The organism is Aeromicrobium sp. 50.2.37 (assembly GCF_024655735.1).
Classification (GTDB): Bacteria; Actinomycetota; Actinomycetes; order Propionibacteriales; family Nocardioidaceae; genus Aeromicrobium.
In genome coordinates, this window is record NZ_JANLGG010000007.1 from 82005 (window position 1) to 97456 (window position 15452).

Sequence of the window (15452 nt, forward strand, 5' to 3'; positions counted from 1 at the left end):
CCACCACCCCCGCCCTCACGTCCCTCCGTTTCGGACAGTTCCGGGGCACACGTGCCGCTCGGAATGCCCCGGACGTGTCCGAAACGCGAGGCCGTGCGGATGGGCGGGTCAGCGCAGGAGCTGGTTGACCCGCTCCGCGGCGAGGCGGCCCGACGGGAGCACCATCGGGACGCCGACACCGGGGACCGTGCCGGAGCCGGCGAAGACCAGGCCGGGGACCCGCTTGTCGACGTTGGCGGCGCGGAACGGGCCGGTCTGGGCGAACGTGTGCGCCAGCGCGAACGGCGTCCCGGCGGCCATGCCCTGCTCGTGCCAGTCCAGAGGCGTCACCAGCTCGTCGACGACGATGTCGGTCGGGTAGCCGGCACCCTCGAGGAACTCCATGAGGCGCTCCTTCATCGGCTCGCGCTCGGCCTTCCAGTCGATGCGGCCGACGTCGAGGTTGGGCGTCGGCTCCAGCACGTAGAGCGTGCTGTCGCCGTCGGGTGCGGCCTCGTCGTCGTCGAGGGAGTGGATGGTGACCAGTCGCGACGGGTCGCGCATGAGGGTGCCGCGCTTCATGAGGTCCTCGAACGCCCCTGCCCACTCGTGGCCGAAGTGGATGTTGTGGTGGGCCTTGCCCTGCGGCATCCCCTTGACGCCCACGTGCCACACGACGCATGACGGCGAATAGTCCCCACCGAGGCGTCCGCCGATGCCGCGGACGGCGCGGGGGAGCTTCAGCTCGGGCAGCAGCCACTCGTAGGCCGTGGGCAGGTCGATGGTGCACACGACGGCGTCGGCCGCGATGGTCCCCTCGCCCGTGGCCACGCCACGCACGCGGCCCCCGGAGTCGCGCACCAGCGCGGTGACGGTGGTGCCGTAGCGGAGGTCCGCGCCGGCGTCGGAGGCGGCGTCGGCCAGGGCCTGCGGCACGGCGCGCATGCCGCCCTTCGGGAAGTAGACGCCCTCGATGGAGTCCATGTACGTGATGACGGCGTAGAGCGAGAGCGCGTCGTCGGGGGCCAGGCCCGCGTACATGGCCTGGAACGAGAACAACCGGTGCAGCCGCTCGTCGGCGAAGCGTCGCCGGATCATCGGCCCGAGGCGGGTGAACCCACCCATCGCCAGCAGACGGGCGGCGGCCATGGGCCGGGAGAGCAGATCGGTCGGCCGGTCGAAGTTGCGGTCGATGAAGTGCGGCATCTCGGTCAGGTAGAGCTTGCGGAGCCACACCACGAACTCGTCGAACGCGGCCGCGTCGACGCTCCCGCACTCGCGGTGGATCTCGGCACGCATCGCCTCGTGGCCGTGCCGGACCTGCAGCGTGGAGCCGTCGGCGAAGAAGGCCCGGTACGCCGGGTCGAGCAGACTCAGCTCCAGCCGTTCGGCCAGGCTCGAGCCGGCGGCGCGCAGCGGCCGGTCGATGAGGTCGGGCATCGTCAGCACCGTCGGGCCGGTGTCGAACGTGAAGCCCTCGCGGGTCAGCCGGCCCGCGCGCCCGCCGGGCACGTCCTCGCGCTCGAGCACCGTGACGCGGTGCCCGTCGCCCACCAGGTGGCAGGCGGCGGCGAGGCCCGCCAGCCCCGCTCCGACGACGACGACGTGGCTCATGCGGACCTCCAGGAGATGGTGCGGGCGATGTCGCGCAGACCGACGACACCCTCCGCGCTGAACGGGGAGTCGAGCAGGACCTGCTCGGCTCGGTCGGTCTCGGCCCGGATGCGGTCCTCGACCTCCTGCTGCACGCCCGCGTCGGCGAGGGCCCGCTGCAGCAGCGCGACGTCGCCGTCGCGGGCGTCGGGGGTGCCGACGCGCGCCATGGCAGCGGCGGCCCCACCCGTCAGTCGCTCGGCGCCGAGCACCCAGATGAGCGTGGTCTTGCCCTCGCGCAGGTCGTCGCCCGACGGCTTGCCCGTGACGGCGGGGTCGCCCCACACGCCGAGCACGTCGTCACGCCAGGCGAACGCGCGCCCGAGGTGCGCGCCGAACCGTTCGAGCGCGTCGCGCTGCGACGCCGTGGCGCCGGCCGCGAGAGCGCCCAGCTGGAGCGGGCGGCCGATCGTGTAGGCGCCGGACTTGAGCGCGGCCACGGCCTCGGCGTGGGCCAGGTCGGTGCGACGCCCCGCGGCCCCGGTCAGGTCCGCCCGCTGGCCGACGATCAGCTCGAGGTTGAGCTCGTACCAGTAGTCGCGCAGCGCCAGGGGCAGCGTGTGGACGAGCCGGTCGGCCTCGCTGTGCGCGAGGTCGCCCAGCAGGATCGCGATGTTCTGGCCGAAGCGGTCGGGGTCGCCGTGGCCGCCGACCTCGCGGTGGCGGTGCGCCGCGACCACGTGGGCGGCGGCCGCACCCCGGCGCTCGACGGACTGGTCCATGACGTCGTCGTGCACGAGGGCGAACAGGTGCAGCGTCTCGAGGGCGGCCGCGGCGCGCACCACGTCGTCATGAGCGGGTGTGCCCACCTCGCCCCCCGCCGCCACGAAGCCCCAGTGGCACATCCGCGGGCGCAGGCGCTTGCCCCCGCCGAGCACCAGGGAGCGCAGCCAGCCGGGGAGATCGCCGGGACCTCCCGCGAGCGGGCCCGCGCCACCCGGAGGGACCAGCGCGTCCCACACCGACTCCACCCACGTCAGCTCGGCGGCGAGCAGATCGGCGACGGCCGTGACGGTGTCGGCGTCGGTGCCCGTCGTGGGTCCGACCGAGGTGGCGCTGTCACGCAGGGGGAGGTGGGCGCGGCGCGCGTCGAGCTGCGGCACCTGCAGCACCGACCACGGGCTGTAGACGCCTGGTGTGGCGGTCGCGGCGGCCACGAGGTCGGACCAGGCGACCCAGAGGTGCTCGCCCACCTCCGCCGGGTCGGGGGCGAGGCTGCCTCGTACTCGGCCCACGAGGACGGGGCAGATCTCGTTCTCGACCACGCCGCTGGCGTCGACGGCTCGGTACCGGAAGTCGGGGAGCACGACCTGCAGGTCGTCCACCTCGACCCCCAGCTCCTCGCGCAGACGTCGGCGCACGGCGTCCTCCAGGGCCTCGCCCGGTCGGGGGTGCCCGCAGCACGAGTTGGTCCAGACGCCCGGCCAGGTGAGCTTGCTCAGGGCGCGTCGGGTCAGTAGCACCCGGCCCTGGTCGTCGAACAGGTGCAGCGAGAAGGCTTGGTGCAGCGGGGTCTCGGTCCCGTGGACCGAGAGCCGGGGTGCCGTGCCGACCGGGGTGCCGTCGTCGTCGAGCAGGACCACCAGGTCCTGCCCTGACTCGACGTGTGCTGCCTCCAACGCGGTCACCGGCGTGTCGTCCAGACGTTCATGATCCCTCCATCTTCGACGCAGCGCGCCGACTTCGCAGCGCAAGCCACCCGGGCGGCTCCCGGCCCGCCGACCCGCTAGCCTTCCGAGGTGGGCGCCCTCCATCTGATCCGGCACGGCCAAGCCTCCTTCGGAAGCGACGACTACGACCAGCTGTCCGAGCGCGGCACCCGGCAGGGCTCCTGGCTCGGCATGGCGTGGGAGGCGTCGGGCTTCCGCCCTGACTGGTCGGTCGCGGGCTCCATGAAGCGCCACGCCCAGACCGCGGTGGCCGCGCTCGACGCGATCGACGGCGACCTGTACGACGTCGACGCCGGCTGGAACGAGTACGACCACCTGGCGCTCGCCGGCATGGACGTGACCCCGACGACGGACCTGCGTGCCTTCCAGCAGCGGCTCGACGACGCCCTGGGCGCGTGGGTGAGCGGGGCGCCGTCGTCGGTGGAGACGTTCGCCGAGTTCTCCGAGCGCGTGCTGCGTGCCCTCGACGCCGCCGTGGCCGAGGCCGGGACGGGCCGACGGGTGGCGGTGTTCACGTCCGGAGGACCGATCGCGCTCGTCGCCTCGCACCTGCTGGCCGGGGACTCGTCGCTGTTCGTCACCCTCAACCGGGTGGTGGTGAACGCCTCGGTCACGACGCTGATCGTCGGGCGCGGCGGCACCCGGCTGCTCACCTACAACGAGCACGGGCACGTGCCCGCGGACCAGGTGACCTTCCGCTAGCCGCGTGCCGAGCCTGTCGAGCTGAGATCGGGCGGGTCACTCCCACTTCATCGCGAAGCCGAACGCCGCGACGATGAAGCCCATGCCGATGACGATGTTCCAGTCACCGAGGTCGGAGTAGACCGGGATCTGGATGTCGGTGCCGGAGATGACGTAGAAGACCACGATCCAGAGCAGGCCGACCACGGCCGAGGCGATCATCAGCGGCGCGGCGTACCGGTTGCCGGTGGGAGCGCCCGGCTCGGGCTCCGGACGGGTGCGGTCGGCCACCGACGACGCGGCGAACGCGAGGACGGCGGCGATGGCGAAGTTCCAGCCGCCGAGGCGGAAGAGGCCGGGGATGGCGCCGACGTTGGGGAAGGAACGGTCCGAGACCGTGAAGAAGGCGCCGACCGCCCACGCGATCGCCGCCACCAGCAGCAGCAGGGCGAGCGGGTGCAGCCAGCCACCTCGGGGGGTGCGGACCTTGCTCGGGTTGCTGTTCTTGGCCACGGGGATCTCTTTCGGCTGCCTACGGGACATTCTGGGCTAGCGTAGTCGCCGACGTGGACATCGTCGGACTGGGGAGAGGGACACGCATGTCAGGGTCGCGTGCGCGGTCGCAGGTCCGGTCCCGCCGGGGCTGGTCGGTGGCGGTGCTGCTGGTCTGCTCGGTGGCCGGCCTGACCGCTGCTGCCGCCCATGCGACCTCCGACGGCGAGGACCTGCGCCCGGCGGGTGGCGACATCGCCTCGCTCGTCTCCGACCGCACGCTCCGGGTGGAGCAGCGCCAGCAGCAGGCCGACGACCTGCAGCGCGAGATCGACGACGTCCTCGACGCCGCCGACCGCAGCAGCGGCATCGACGCGGTCACCCGACAGCTGCGGGCGCTGCGCGACGTCGCAGGACTCAGCACGGCCCGCGGGCCGGGCATCCGGGTGACGCTCGACGACGCCCCGCGCAGCGAGGCCACCTCCGGGGTGGACCCCAACTACCTCGTGGTCCACCAGCAGGACCTCCAGGCGTTCGTGAACGCGCTGTGGGCCGGCGGGGCCGAGGCGGTGAGCCTGCAGGGTCAGCGGGTGGTCTCCACCACGGCGATCGTGTGCGTCGGCAGCACGGTCATCATCGACGGCCGGCCCTACTCGCCGCCCTACGTCATCGAGGCGATCGGTGACCGTCCGGGCATGACGTACTCGCTCGGCACGTCGCCCGAGGTCGTCAACTACGAGCGCTACGTGACCAAGTATCGACTGGGCATGGAGGTCGAGTCGAGCGACGACCTCGTGATCGGCCCCTACACCGGCACGACCGCGCTGCAGTACGCGCGCGCCGTGTCCTGAACCCGGCTACTGACCCAGACCGTCGGCCACACCGTCGGCGCCGGCATCGGCGTCGGCCTCGCCGTTCGCGTCGGCGTCACCGTTGCCCGGGCCCCCGTCGTCGCCGGGGTTGCTCGAGACGGTGATCTCGATCGACGAGCCCGGCGGCACGGTCTGCCCGGCCGGTGTCGACTGCCCGGTGACCTGGTCCTCGGGGGCGCTCGACGTCGGGTCCTCGGTAACGGAGACGTCGAGGTCGAGGTCCTCGAGCGCCTTCTGCGCCTCGTCGCGCGACATGCCGACGACGTTGGGCACGGTGACCTCGCCCTCGGACACGATCACGGTGACGGTGGCGCCGACGTCGACGCTCTGTCCGGCCGGAGGGTTGGTGTTGATGACGGTGTCCTTGGCCTCGTCGGAGGCGCGTTCCTCCTTCTTGACCTTCAAGCCCTCTCCCTCCAGGGCGTCCTTGGCCTCGTCGTAGTTCAGTCCGACGACGTTGGGGACCTGCACCTGCTCGGGCCCGGACGACACGACCAGCTCGATCTCCGAGCCGTCGGGAGCCATGGAGTCGCCCTCGGGAGTCTGGGAGACGACGTTGCCGCTCTCGACGTCGGCGTCGGGACGTTCCTCGGTCGTGACGGTGAATCCCTCGCCCTCGAGGGTGCGCTGGGCGGCCACGGCGTCCTGGCCGACCACGTCGGGCACGCGTACCTGGGCCGGGGCCTCGGGGTCGTTGCCGGCGAGCAGGAAGTACGCCAGGCCGGCGATGATCAGGGCGGCGAGGATGCCGAGTGCCCACCACAGGGCCTTGTTCTTCTTCTCCTCCTCGTCGTCGGCCACGGCGGGCTGGGTGCCCGTGGCGGCAGCGGCGGCGACGGCGGGGGCCACGGCGGTGGCGGCCGGGATGGCCGAGGTGGCCTGCGTGGGAGCGTCGACGTGCTGGCCGGCGATGGCGCGCTCGAGGTCCTTGCGCATGTCAGCGGCCGACTGGTAGCGGTCGTCGGTGCGCTTGGCCAGGGCCTTGGCGACGATGTGGTCGACCGGCTGCGACACGTCGGGGTTCAGCTGCGACGGGGGCCGGGCCTCCTCGCGGACGTGCTGGTAGGCCACGGAGACAGGGCTGTCGCCGACGAACGGCGGGCGCCCGGTCAGCAGCTCGTAGAGCAGGCAGCCGGTGGAGTAGATGTCGGAACGGGCGTCGACGGTCTCGCCACGCGCCTGCTCGGGGGAGAGGTACTGGGCGGTGCCGATGACGGCCGCGGTCTGCGTCATGGCGCTGGAGGAGTCGGCGATCGCGCGGGCGATGCCGAAGTCCATGACCTTGACCTGGCCCGACGGCGTCAGCATGACGTTGGCCGGCTTGATGTCCCGGTGGATGATGCCGGACCGGTGCGAGTAGTCGAGCGCGCTGAGCACGTCGGCGGTGATCGACAGCGCGCGCTCGGGCAGGATCTTGCGGTCGTCGCGCAGGATCTCGCGCAGCGTCTGGCCCTCCACGTACTCCATGACGATGTACGGGATGTGGTTGCCGTGCTTGTCGGTGGAGTCGCCGGTGTCGTAGACGGCGACGACAGCCGGGTGGTTCAGGGCGGCCGCGGACTGGGCCTCGCGCCGGAAGCGGGCCTGGAAGGTGTCGTCGGAGGACAGGTCGGCCCGCAGCTGCTTGATCGCCACGGTGCGGCCGAGACGCAGGTCGCGGGCCACGCGGACGTCGGCCATGCCGCCGCGCCCCAGCAGTCCGCCGAGCTCGTAGCGCTCGCCGAGCAGGATGGGCTCGTCGGGGGAACCGGTCATGGTGTCACTCTCCCTGAGGGGTCGAAGTCACTCACCGAGCACCGCCTCGATGACGGAGCGTGCGATGGGGCCGGCGAGACGTCCGCCGGCGATCTCGTTGCGGGCGGTGTCCGAGGACTCCACGACCACGGCGACGGCGACCTGGGGGTCGTCGGCCGGGGCGAGGGCCACGAACCAGGCGTAGGGGGGACGGTCCGCGGTGGACTGCGCCGTCCCGGTCTTGGCGCCGACGTCGACGCCGGGGATCTGGGCCGAGGTGGCCGTCCCGGACTCGACCGTGGCGACCATCATGTCGCGCAGCTTGGCGGCGTTGTCGGAGGTCATGGCCTCGCTGAGCTCCTCGGGCTCGAGGGACTCGATGACCCGGAGGCTGGGCGAGCGCACGGTCTTGACGACCTGCGGCTTCATGACGACACCGTCGTTGGCGATGCCGGCGCCGACCATGGCCATCTGCAGCGGGGTGGCCGCGACCTCGAACTGGCCGATGCCGCTCTGGGCGAGCTGGGGGGCCTCGAGGTCGGTGCCCTCGACCGTGAAGCGGCTGGCGTTGTTGCGCAGGCCCTCGATCGGGTCGGTGCCGAAGCCGAACTTGCGCGCCTGCTCGGCGAGCTTGTCCTGCCCGATCTTGCCGGCGAGGTCGCCGAAGGAGACGTTGCAGGAGACCTGCAGTGCGCGCTCGAAGGTGATCTCGTCGCCGCCGCAGTTGCCGCCGTTCTCGTTGGGCAGCGTGTACTCGATGCCGGGGAACGACAGACGCGCACCGCCCTTGACGTCGTCGTCGGGCTCCAGGCCCAGCTCGTCGAGCGCCGCCGCAGCGGTGACCAGCTTGAACGTGGAGCCGGGGGGCAGGATCTGCTCGGTGGCCCGGTTGGTGAGAGGGTCGTCCTCGTCGCCCTGCAGCGACTCCATGGCGTCGGCGACCTCGCCGAAGTCGTGGCTGGCCAGGGCGTTGGGGTCGTAGGACGGCTGGCTGACCATGGCGAGCACCGCGCCGGTCTTCGGGTCGAGGGCGGCGACGGCGCCCTTGGTGTCCTTGCCGAGCGCCTCGAGCCCGCTGGCGGCCACCTTCTGCGCCTGGGGGTCGATGGTCAGCTCGACGCTGCCGCCCTGGGGCTTCTTGTTGGCGAACAGGTCGATGACGCGGCTGACGAACAGCCGGTTGTCGTTGCCCGAGAGCACACGGTTCTGCGACCGCTCGAGGTTCTCGCTGCCGTACAGGTAGGAGAAGTAGCCGGTGAGCGGCGCGTACAGCTCGGCCTGCGGGTAGGTGCGCTGGTACTTGTACTGGTCGTCGCTCGGCTCGCTCTCGGCGACCGCCTCGTCGCCGACGAGGATGGCCCCGCGGTCGCGCGAGAAGTCGGCGTCGATGACGCGCTTGTTGCCCTGGCGGTCGTTGAGGTCGGTGGCCTGCACGAACTGGACCACGTTGACGTTGATGAGCAGCGCCGCGAACAGCACGAGGCACGCGACGGCGAGGTTGCGGATGGGCTTGTTCACGACAGCTTCACCACCTGGGTCTCCTCGTCGTGGTCGAACTGCGACACCTCGGGCGCGGGGCGTCGGGTCTGGTCGCTGATGCGCAGGAGCAGCGCGATGATGGCCCAGTTCATGACCACCGACGAGCCGCCTTGGGCCATGAACGGCGTCGTGAGGCCGGTGAGCGGGATGAGCCGCGTGACGCCGCCGATGACGACGAAGATCTGCAGGGCCATCGAGACGGCGAGGCCGGCCGCGAGGAGCTTGCCGAACGCGTCGCGGCAGGTGAGGGCGATGCGCATGCCGCGCTCGACCACGAGTCCGTAGATCACCAGGATCGCCATGAGACCCGTGAGGCCGAGCTCTTCGCCCATGGCGGCTGCGATGAAGTCCGAGAACGAGAACGGCGTGAGCTGGGGACTTCCCTGGCCCCAGCCGGTGCCGAGGATGCCGCCGTAGGCCATGCCGAACAGGCCGTTGATGATCTGGCCGTTGCGGTCGGGGTCGGCGAACGGGTCGAGCCAGGCGTCGAAGCGCACGCGGACGTGGCCGAACGCCAGGTAGCCGAAGTAGGCCCCGACCACGAACAGCCCGCCGCCGACCACGAGCCAGCCGGGGCGCTCGGTGGCGATGTAGAGCATGACCACGAAGAGGCCGAAGAACAGCAGCGAGGAGCCGAGGTCCCGCTGGAAGACGAGGATGCCGATGCTGATGAGCCAGCCGACGCCGATGGGTCCGAGGTCGCGGCCGCGGGGCAGGTCGATGCCGGCGAAGCGGCGACCTGCGAGGGCGAGCGCGTCGCGCTTCACGACCAGGTAGCCGGCGAAGAAGATGGCCAGGCAGATCTTGGCGGCCTCGCCGGGCTGGAAGCTGAACGGCCCGAGGTTGATCCAGATGCGGGCGCCGCGGATGTTCTGCCCGATCACCGGCAGCAGGGGCAGGACCAGCAGCGCCAGGGCGACGAAGCCGAAGGTGTAGGTGTAGGCCTGCAGTCGTCGGTGGTCGCGCACCACGAGGAGCACCACGGCGAACGCGACGATGCCGAGGGCCGACCAGATGAGCTGGGAGTTCGCGAGCGGCGCGTAGTCGCCGCCGAGGCACAGGTCCTCGCAGCCGAGGTCGATGCGGTAGATCATCGCGAGGCCGAGCCCGTTGAGGCAGATGACCAGCGGCAGGAGCACGGGGTCGGCGTAGGGCGCGACCTTGCGGACGAACAGGTGGGTCGCGATGGCGGCGACCACGAGGCAGCCGGCGAGCTTGAGGGCGCCCGCCGGGATGCGTCCCTCCGAGCCGAGGCCGACCGCGCAGTACGCGGCCACCCCGATGCAGATGGCGAGCAGCGTGAGCGTCAGCTCGGCCCCGCGGCGCTTGCGCGGGACGAGGGTGGGGGTGGACATGACCTAGGCCCCCTGCTCGTCGTCGGCCGAGGCGCTCGCGCTGGGCGTGGGGGACGGCGACGGCGTGGGCTCGGGCACGACGGCGAGGTCGCGCAGGTTCTCGACGATCTGCTCGGCGTTGGCGCGGCTGTCGGCCTCGAGCCCGCCCTCCACCTGCTCGGCGCGGAACGCCGGCAGGGTGTCGAGCTCGATGTCGGTCACCTCGTCCACGTGCTGCAGCGTGACGAGCGGGATGTCGGCCTGGACGCCGCGGTAGATCGTGACCTTGCCGTCGGAGGCGGCCACGTAGTACTGGTCCTGCGTCCACTGGTAGGCGTAGAAGAGTCCTGCGGCGATCGCGCCGACGACCACGGCGAGCGCCACGAGCCGACGCACCCAGCGCCACCTGCTGGGCGGGACCGGCGCGTAGCGCAACTCCTCGGGGTCCGGCTCGCGCTCGCGCTTGGCCTCGCCGCGGGTACGCGACTTGCCGGTGCCGCCGGAGGCCTGCCCGGTCCGCGGACGCGGTCCGCCGGACGCCGCGCCGACGAGCTGCGGCTGGCCGTCGGACGACGACAGGTTCTCGTCGGGCTCGCCGCCGGCCTCCACGAGCTCGCCGATGACGACCGTGACGTTGTCGTACCCGCCGTTCTCGAGGGCCGTGCGGACCAGCTCGGAGGCGGCGGCGTCGATGGTCTCCGAGGACAGGAGGCGCTCGATCGTGGCGTCGTCGACCATGTCGGACAGGCCGTCGCTGCACAGCAGGAAGCGGTCACCCGCCTGGCCCTCGAACCAGTCGAAGTCGGCCTCGTTGTCGTCGCGGCCGAGCATGACGCGCAGCAGGAGGGAGCGGTGCGGGTGCACGCGCGCCTCCTCGGGCGTCAGCTTGCCCTCCTCCACGAGGCTCTGCACGAAGGTGTGGTCGGTGCTGATCTGGGTGAGCTCGCCGTCGCGCAGCAGGTAGGCGCGGGAGTCGCCAATGTGGGCGGTGGCGAAGCGTTCGCCGTCCCACAGCATCGCCTCGAGCGTGGTGCCCATGCCCTCGACCGAGGGGTCGTCGCGCACCAGCTCGCCGAGCCGGTGGTTGGCGTGGGCGACGGCCTTCTCGAGGGCCTCGAGCGGGTCGATGTCGGGCAGCTCGCGGTCGAGCTGGCGGATGACGTTCATGGCCTCGGCGGAGGCGAGGTCGCCGGCCGCGGCGCCACCCATGCCGTCGGCGACGGCGATGAGCCGGCCGCTCGCGTAGCCGGAGTCCTGGTTCATCGATCGGCGCAGGCCGACGTCGGTCAGCGCGACGTAGCGCAGGGTCAGGGAGGTCATCGCCCTACTTCCGCAGCTCGACGATCGTCTTGCCCAGGCGGACCTGCAGTCCGAGGCCGACGGGCGTGGGTGAGGTGATGCGCTGGCTGCCCAGGTAGGTGCCGTTGGTGGAGCCGAGGTCCTCGACGAACCACTGCTCGCCGTTGGTGGCGAAGCGTGCGTGGCGCGTGGACACGTAGTCGTCGTCGAGGCGGATGGCGGCGTCGGTGCCGCGGCCGAGCAGCACCGGGCCCTCGCCGAGGGGGACGCTCTGGCCGGAGTTGGGACCCGAGACGACCTGCAGCTTGGTGGGCGAGCCGCGCGGGGTGCGCTGCTTCTTGCCGCCCTTGGCCGGCTTGGGCGCCGCCGCGGCCTTGGGCTGGCGCTTGGCCTTGGCGGCGGGGGCCTTCGCGCCGAAGATGTCGGAGCGGATGACGGAGACGGCCGACAGCACGAACAGCCACAGGACGGCGAGGAAGCCGATCTTGATCAGGGTGAGGGTCAGATCCGACATCAGGCCTCGCTCGTCGTGATGCGGATGGTGAGGGTGGTGTTGCCCAGGCGGATCTCGGACCCGTCGCGGACCGACGCGGTCTGCACGCGCTGCCCGTTGAGGATGACACCGTTGGTGGACTGCAGGTCGGTGACCGTGACGCTCGTGTTGCCGCCGGACTCGTGGACCTTGATGTCGGCGTGCCGGCGCGAGATGCCCGGGTCGTCGATGCGCAGGTCGGCCTCGCTGCCGCGCCCGACGACCACACCGGGCGGGGTGAGCGGGTGCTTGAGGCCGTTGACCTCGAGCACCACCTGCGAGCTGCGGACGGCGGTCTCGGTCATCCGCTGGCCCTCGACGGGGCGGACCGACGCGTTCGTGCGGCTGCGGACGCGGAACCGGCCGGTGCCCAGCTCGGTCGCCATCACCAGCTGGATGCTGAGTGGGCCCGCCAGCGTGTACCGCTGCTCGGTCACGTGCTCCTGCACGAGCGTGGACAGCTCGGTGGTGAGCGTGTCGCCGAAGGGCGAGAGTCGCTCGTGGTCGACGGCGGACAGCTCGACGGTGAAGTCGTTGGGGACCAGCATCCGCTGGCGCGACAGCACGTGGGCGGAGTTGTCGACCTCGCGCTGGATGGCGGCGGCGATCTCCACGGGCTGCACCGCGCTGCGGAAGGCGCGGGCGAACGCACCGGTGACGGCGCCCTCGAGTCGCTGCTCGAAGCGGCTCAGCACTCCTGCCATCAGGTGTCGCTCCTGCCGGGTCGGGTCGCGGGTGTCGTCGGTGGTCCCGACGATCGTATCGGCAGGGCCGCAGCACGCGAACTCGCACGCGAACGCGTTCCACCCCCTCATCGGTGGATTCGCAACATCAGGCCCTCCGGACGGCCCCCATCGGTGGATGTTCAACCCCAGCGGCGCGTCTGCGGTTGAGGATCCACCGATGACGGCGACGGTGGGCGGCCGCCCCGCGCCCCGCGGGAGATCCGACGGCACGCATCCTGTTAGACTCGGCGATCGGTTCCTCCGGGAACCATGCGCGAGTGGCGGAACGGCAGACGCGCTGGCTTCAGGTGCCAGTGTCCGCAAGGGCGTGGGGGTTCAAATCCCCCCTCGCGCACACCGATCGATCGGGCCCCGACAGCACTGCTGTCGGGGCCTCGTTCGTTGCAGTGGACCGGTGCTGGCGTGTGCCTCGAGGGTGCGGGGATGTGAGGAGAAGGTCGCTCAGCGACCGACGGAGTCCCCCTCGCGCACGTGAAAGTGGGAGATCTCCACCACCTTCGGGGTCGTGAGGATCGTCTGTTCACTCCCAGCTGGCGGTGCCGGCGACGAACTCGCCGATCTGGGTCTGTCCGTCCTTCTCGTAGACCGGCAGGACGGTCTCCTCGGAGTTCTTGCCGGGCGACTGCGCCGCAATAGGTGAGGGCGGGTCGTCGGCGTTGATCGCGAGGTTCCGGTACGACCGCGAGGGCGGGACATCGAATGTCGACTCGAGGGGCGACGTCGCTCTCGTGGGCCGGTCGTCCGGTCGTCCGGACCTCGGTCACGCCACTCCCCTCCGCATGAGTCTGGTGAACGCTGCACGTTGTCAGTCGAAGGTGAAGGGCTCGTCCTGCTTGTAGGTGCCGGGCGTGAACGTCGCTTCGGCTGCCGCTTGCCGGATGTACTCCTCCTGCTCGTCCGTGAGGTCCGTGGTCAGGGTGGCGACGAACTGAGCGAAGGATCCGGCGATCCTGGCGATGTTGTCGGTCCGAGGTGGCTCGTCCTCGTCGGCCTCCGCCTCGTGGTCCCAGAACCAGACCGAGCCGGCCTGCTCGTATCCGGTGTCGAGCAGGATGAGGTTGCTCGAGCTGTCGACGGCGATGGACAAGAACCCGTGGGGGTAGCGGCCGGCGTAGGTTTCTAGGAAGTGGGCGAGGTCGTAGCCGGCCGACCCCTGGGGGTCGTCGACGGTGAGGAACGCGCGGACGCTGGCACCAGAGGAGTCGTCAGGCAGGTGGGCGGACTCACTCAGTGCGCCACCGTTGTACTCGAGCATGAAGGTCCGATACTCGGTCGGCAGTCCTCGGCCGGCGATTTCGTCGAGCCGCGCGGCGTCGAGCGTCGGCCCGGTGCTGGAGAACGAGAAGGGCATCTGCGGTCCTTTACTTCGGTAGCTTCATCGCGGCGACGCCACCAGTGTGGCGGACCGCGTAGTGGATGTCCTCGGGCACGAGCTGCATCGTCCGAGCATCTTCGACGTGATGCCAAACCCAACCCCGGGGGACCTCGGGTAGGCCGTTCGGGAACGCTTCGCTGCGGTAGGCGGCGTTGGCGATCTTGGCATCAACGGTGTAGTCGCCAGTGAGTCTGCTGGAAGTGATGTCGCCGCGCGAGTAGCGGCTGAAGTCGGGGAAACCGTCGGCGGTGAAGGGGACTCCGTCGGGGTACTTGGCCTGGAGATCGTCGAACCATCTACGCGCACCGTTGCTTCTCCACTCGGGGCCGCCGTAGGTCTTGTCTGCCCATCGATAGTTCATGGGTCGGCGACCGTTGATGCGTGGGAGCCCGTCGGCGTGGCCGCGGGTGCTTGACCTCTCTCGTCGAGGGGCTGCGCTCGACGCCAGGCGCGCTGCTGGGGGTCAGGTGCTGAATGGCCTTCCCGGGCAGCCAGGCAGAGAGTGCGAGGGTGCCGGCGTCGAGCAGGAGTGATCCGGGCGCCGCGTTGGCCCAGTAGCGCTGGATGGTGCCGACGGGGTCGCGGATGAAGTCGGCCGTCTCGTCTGCATCGTCGGCAACGGTCCACGCGCTCGCGCCGAGGGAGAGTCCGGCGAGGGCTGTCGCGGTGCCTCGTCCGAACACGAGTGCGGGTAGGGCTGCGACGGCGCCGATGGCGAGGAATTTCTCAGGAGCTCGGTGTGGCGCAGGGCGTCGACCTATGTGGTGTGGCAGGCGGGACTACTGGCGTTCGTGGTCGTCGATCTAGCGCCGCGCTATACGCCTTCGCCCGGTAGCCGGGCCCAGGATGTCGCGGAGCCTCCGACGGGGCCTGTCAGTAGTGCGACGGCTCGACCCGAGAGAGTGACCGCGGCGTCGGCGATGATCACCGCTATGCGACGCAGCGGTAGACCTTCGTTGGGAAGGACCCCTGTGACGAGTCTCGCGAGTCGTCAAACGCGCCGGAGAGTCCTGCTCGAGATCCTGAGCCTCGCCGTCCCACTCGCATCTGCTGTGTTCTTCTCCGGCGAGAGTCTTGGCGATTGGTCGCTCTCCACGAGCTTGCTGGCCTCCGGTGTCACCGTCGCCGCATCAGCGACATTCCTCATCTGGCATCGAAAGCGGTTCCCGGCGGACATCAGCCCGTGGCCGAAGTCCGACGAAGCGGATAAGGACGTCGACAGTGAAAGTGGTTGGTGGGATCCGCTCACCATTCTGCTGTTCCTGGTGAGCGTCGTGGTCGTGGTAGTCGTGGGCGTCTTCGCCCGCTTCATCCACTCGATCCTGGTGATCGTGTTCTTTGCGGTGATCTACGGGCCGGCGCTTGGGGACGTCGCCGTCGTTGTGGGCGCGATGTTGGGTGTGTCGCTCGTCTTGGAGTTTGGCATCGCAATCCCGCTGTGCCGCTGCTGGAACTTGGATCCGGATCCCGAGCCTGAGTCGTTGGACCAGTTCTGCCCGACCCCGAGCCAATGACGCGAAGGGATGCACTCTTCAGCGAGAAGGAC

Annotated in this window: 14 protein-coding genes, 1 tRNA gene and 1 pseudogene; 4 read left to right on the forward strand and 12 right to left on the reverse strand. The window is 70.8% G+C overall.

The annotated features are described in order from the left end of the window. Nucleotides 1-108: 108 nt before the first annotated feature. The 3 genes and pseudogenes from crtI to idi form a co-directional block, all read right to left on the reverse strand. Nucleotides 109-1593, reverse strand: coding sequence for a phytoene desaturase family protein (gene crtI / locus NUV38_RS05590; protein ID WP_257728169.1), 1485 nt, complete (start codon nt 1591-1593; stop codon nt 109-111). After that, complete coding sequence (locus tag NUV38_RS05595; protein ID WP_374626232.1) at nt 1590-2735, reverse strand: polyprenyl synthetase family protein; 1146 nt, start codon at nt 2733-2735, stop codon at nt 1590-1592. Before NUV38_RS05595 ends, crtI begins: the two co-directional genes overlap by 4 nt. Further along, nucleotides 2712-3276 (reverse strand): annotated as a pseudogene (idi, locus tag NUV38_RS17100) (isopentenyl-diphosphate Delta-isomerase); the annotation flags it as partial. The pseudogene idi and the gene NUV38_RS05595, both read right to left, overlap by 24 nt. A 95-nt stretch (nt 3277-3371) precedes the next feature. Here idi and NUV38_RS05600 point away from each other — a divergent pair. Next, nucleotides 3372-4004, forward strand: a complete 633-nt coding sequence (locus NUV38_RS05600; RefSeq protein WP_257728171.1) for a histidine phosphatase family protein — start codon at nt 3372-3374, stop codon at nt 4002-4004. A 36-nt stretch (nt 4005-4040) separates the two neighbouring features. Here the strand turns inward: NUV38_RS05600 and NUV38_RS05605 are convergent, their stop codons facing one another. Then, entirely contained in the window at nt 4041-4526 is a 486-nt protein-coding gene (locus tag NUV38_RS05605) for a cell division protein CrgA (protein ID WP_257728172.1), read from the reverse strand. A 56-nt stretch (nt 4527-4582) separates the two neighbouring features. Here NUV38_RS05605 and NUV38_RS05610 point away from each other — a divergent pair, with 56 nt between their 5' ends. Next, nucleotides 4583-5326, forward strand: a complete 744-nt coding sequence (locus NUV38_RS05610; protein ID WP_257728173.1) for a DUF881 domain-containing protein — start codon at nt 4583-4585, stop codon at nt 5324-5326. Between the two features lie 6 nt (nt 5327-5332). Here NUV38_RS05610 and pknB read toward each other — a convergent pair whose 3' ends face one another. The 6 genes from pknB to NUV38_RS05640 are packed head-to-tail and all read right to left on the reverse strand — an operon-like array spanning nt 5333 to nt 12489. Then, nucleotides 5333-7102, reverse strand: coding sequence for a Stk1 family PASTA domain-containing Ser/Thr kinase (gene pknB / locus NUV38_RS05615; protein WP_257728174.1), 1770 nt, complete (start codon nt 7100-7102; stop codon nt 5333-5335). Between the two features lie 27 nt (nt 7103-7129). Next, nucleotides 7130-8599 carry a penicillin-binding protein 2 gene (locus NUV38_RS05620; RefSeq protein WP_257728175.1) on the reverse strand — a complete coding sequence of 490 codons (1470 nt, stop codon included), beginning with the start codon at nt 8597-8599 and terminating at the stop codon, nt 7130-7132. Then, the gene (locus tag NUV38_RS05625) at nt 8596-9975 is read right to left on the reverse strand and encodes an FtsW/RodA/SpoVE family cell cycle protein (protein WP_257728176.1); all 1380 of its coding nucleotides are present in this window, start codon (nt 9973-9975) and stop codon (nt 8596-8598) included. Before NUV38_RS05625 ends, NUV38_RS05620 begins: the two co-directional genes overlap by 4 nt. A gap of 3 nt (nt 9976-9978) precedes the next feature. Next, on the reverse strand, nt 9979-11274 hold the full coding sequence (locus tag NUV38_RS05630) for a PP2C family serine/threonine-protein phosphatase (RefSeq protein ID WP_257728177.1): 1296 nt from the start codon (nt 11272-11274) through the stop codon (nt 9979-9981). A gap of 4 nt (nt 11275-11278) precedes the next feature. After that, entirely contained in the window at nt 11279-11767 is a 489-nt protein-coding gene (locus NUV38_RS05635) for an FHA domain-containing protein (protein ID WP_257728178.1), read from the reverse strand. Further along, on the reverse strand, nt 11767-12489 hold the full coding sequence (locus NUV38_RS05640) for a DUF3662 and FHA domain-containing protein (protein WP_257728179.1): 723 nt from the start codon (nt 12487-12489) through the stop codon (nt 11767-11769). Before NUV38_RS05640 ends, NUV38_RS05635 begins: the two co-directional genes overlap by 1 nt. Before the next feature lie 293 nt (nt 12490-12782). Here NUV38_RS05640 and NUV38_RS05645 point away from each other — a divergent pair. Then, nucleotides 12783-12865: transfer RNA gene (locus NUV38_RS05645), tRNA-Leu, on the forward strand. Between the two features lie 471 nt (nt 12866-13336). Here the strand turns inward: NUV38_RS05645 and NUV38_RS05650 are convergent. Beyond that, nucleotides 13337-13882, reverse strand: a complete 546-nt coding sequence (locus NUV38_RS05650; RefSeq protein ID WP_257728180.1) for an SMI1/KNR4 family protein — start codon at nt 13880-13882, stop codon at nt 13337-13339. 10 nt (nt 13883-13892) lie between these two features. After that, nucleotides 13893-14267, reverse strand: a complete 375-nt coding sequence (locus NUV38_RS05655) for an HNH endonuclease (protein ID WP_257728181.1) — start codon at nt 14265-14267, stop codon at nt 13893-13895. Between the two features lie 610 nt (nt 14268-14877). Between NUV38_RS05655 and NUV38_RS05660 the strand changes: the two genes are divergently transcribed. After that, nucleotides 14878-15420 (forward strand): hypothetical protein, encoded by a 543-nt coding sequence (locus NUV38_RS05660; protein WP_257728182.1) that lies wholly within the window; start codon nt 14878-14880, stop codon nt 15418-15420. Nucleotides 15421-15452 lie beyond the last annotated feature (32 nt).

What these genes read in the sequence shown, in the direction of transcription:
- crtI (WP_257728169.1), bottom strand. Translation starts at nt 1,593, where the DNA reads ATGAGCCACGTCGTCGTCGTCGGAGCGGGGCTGGCGGGCCTCGCCGCC.
- NUV38_RS05605 (WP_257728172.1), bottom strand. Translation starts at nt 4,526, where the DNA reads ATGTCCCGTAGGCAGCCGAAAGAGATCCCCGTGGCCAAGAACAGCAAC.
- NUV38_RS05610 (WP_257728173.1), top strand. Translation starts at nt 4,583, where the DNA reads ATGTCAGGGTCGCGTGCGCGGTCGCAGGTCCGGTCCCGCCGGGGCTGG.
- pknB (WP_257728174.1), bottom strand. Translation starts at nt 7,102, where the DNA reads ATGACCGGTTCCCCCGACGAGCCCATCCTGCTCGGCGAGCGCTACGAG.
- NUV38_RS05625 (WP_257728176.1), bottom strand. Translation starts at nt 9,975, where the DNA reads ATGTCCACCCCCACCCTCGTCCCGCGCAAGCGCCGCGGGGCCGAGCTG.
- NUV38_RS05630 (WP_257728177.1), bottom strand. Translation starts at nt 11,274, where the DNA reads ATGACCTCCCTGACCCTGCGCTACGTCGCGCTGACCGACGTCGGCCTG.
- NUV38_RS05635 (WP_257728178.1), bottom strand. Translation starts at nt 11,767, where the DNA reads ATGTCGGATCTGACCCTCACCCTGATCAAGATCGGCTTCCTCGCCGTC.
- NUV38_RS05640 (WP_257728179.1), bottom strand. Translation starts at nt 12,489, where the DNA reads ATGGCAGGAGTGCTGAGCCGCTTCGAGCAGCGACTCGAGGGCGCCGTC.
- NUV38_RS05650 (WP_257728180.1), bottom strand. Translation starts at nt 13,882, where the DNA reads ATGCCCTTCTCGTTCTCCAGCACCGGGCCGACGCTCGACGCCGCGCGG.
- NUV38_RS05655 (WP_257728181.1), bottom strand. Translation starts at nt 14,267, where the DNA reads ATGAACTATCGATGGGCAGACAAGACCTACGGCGGCCCCGAGTGGAGA.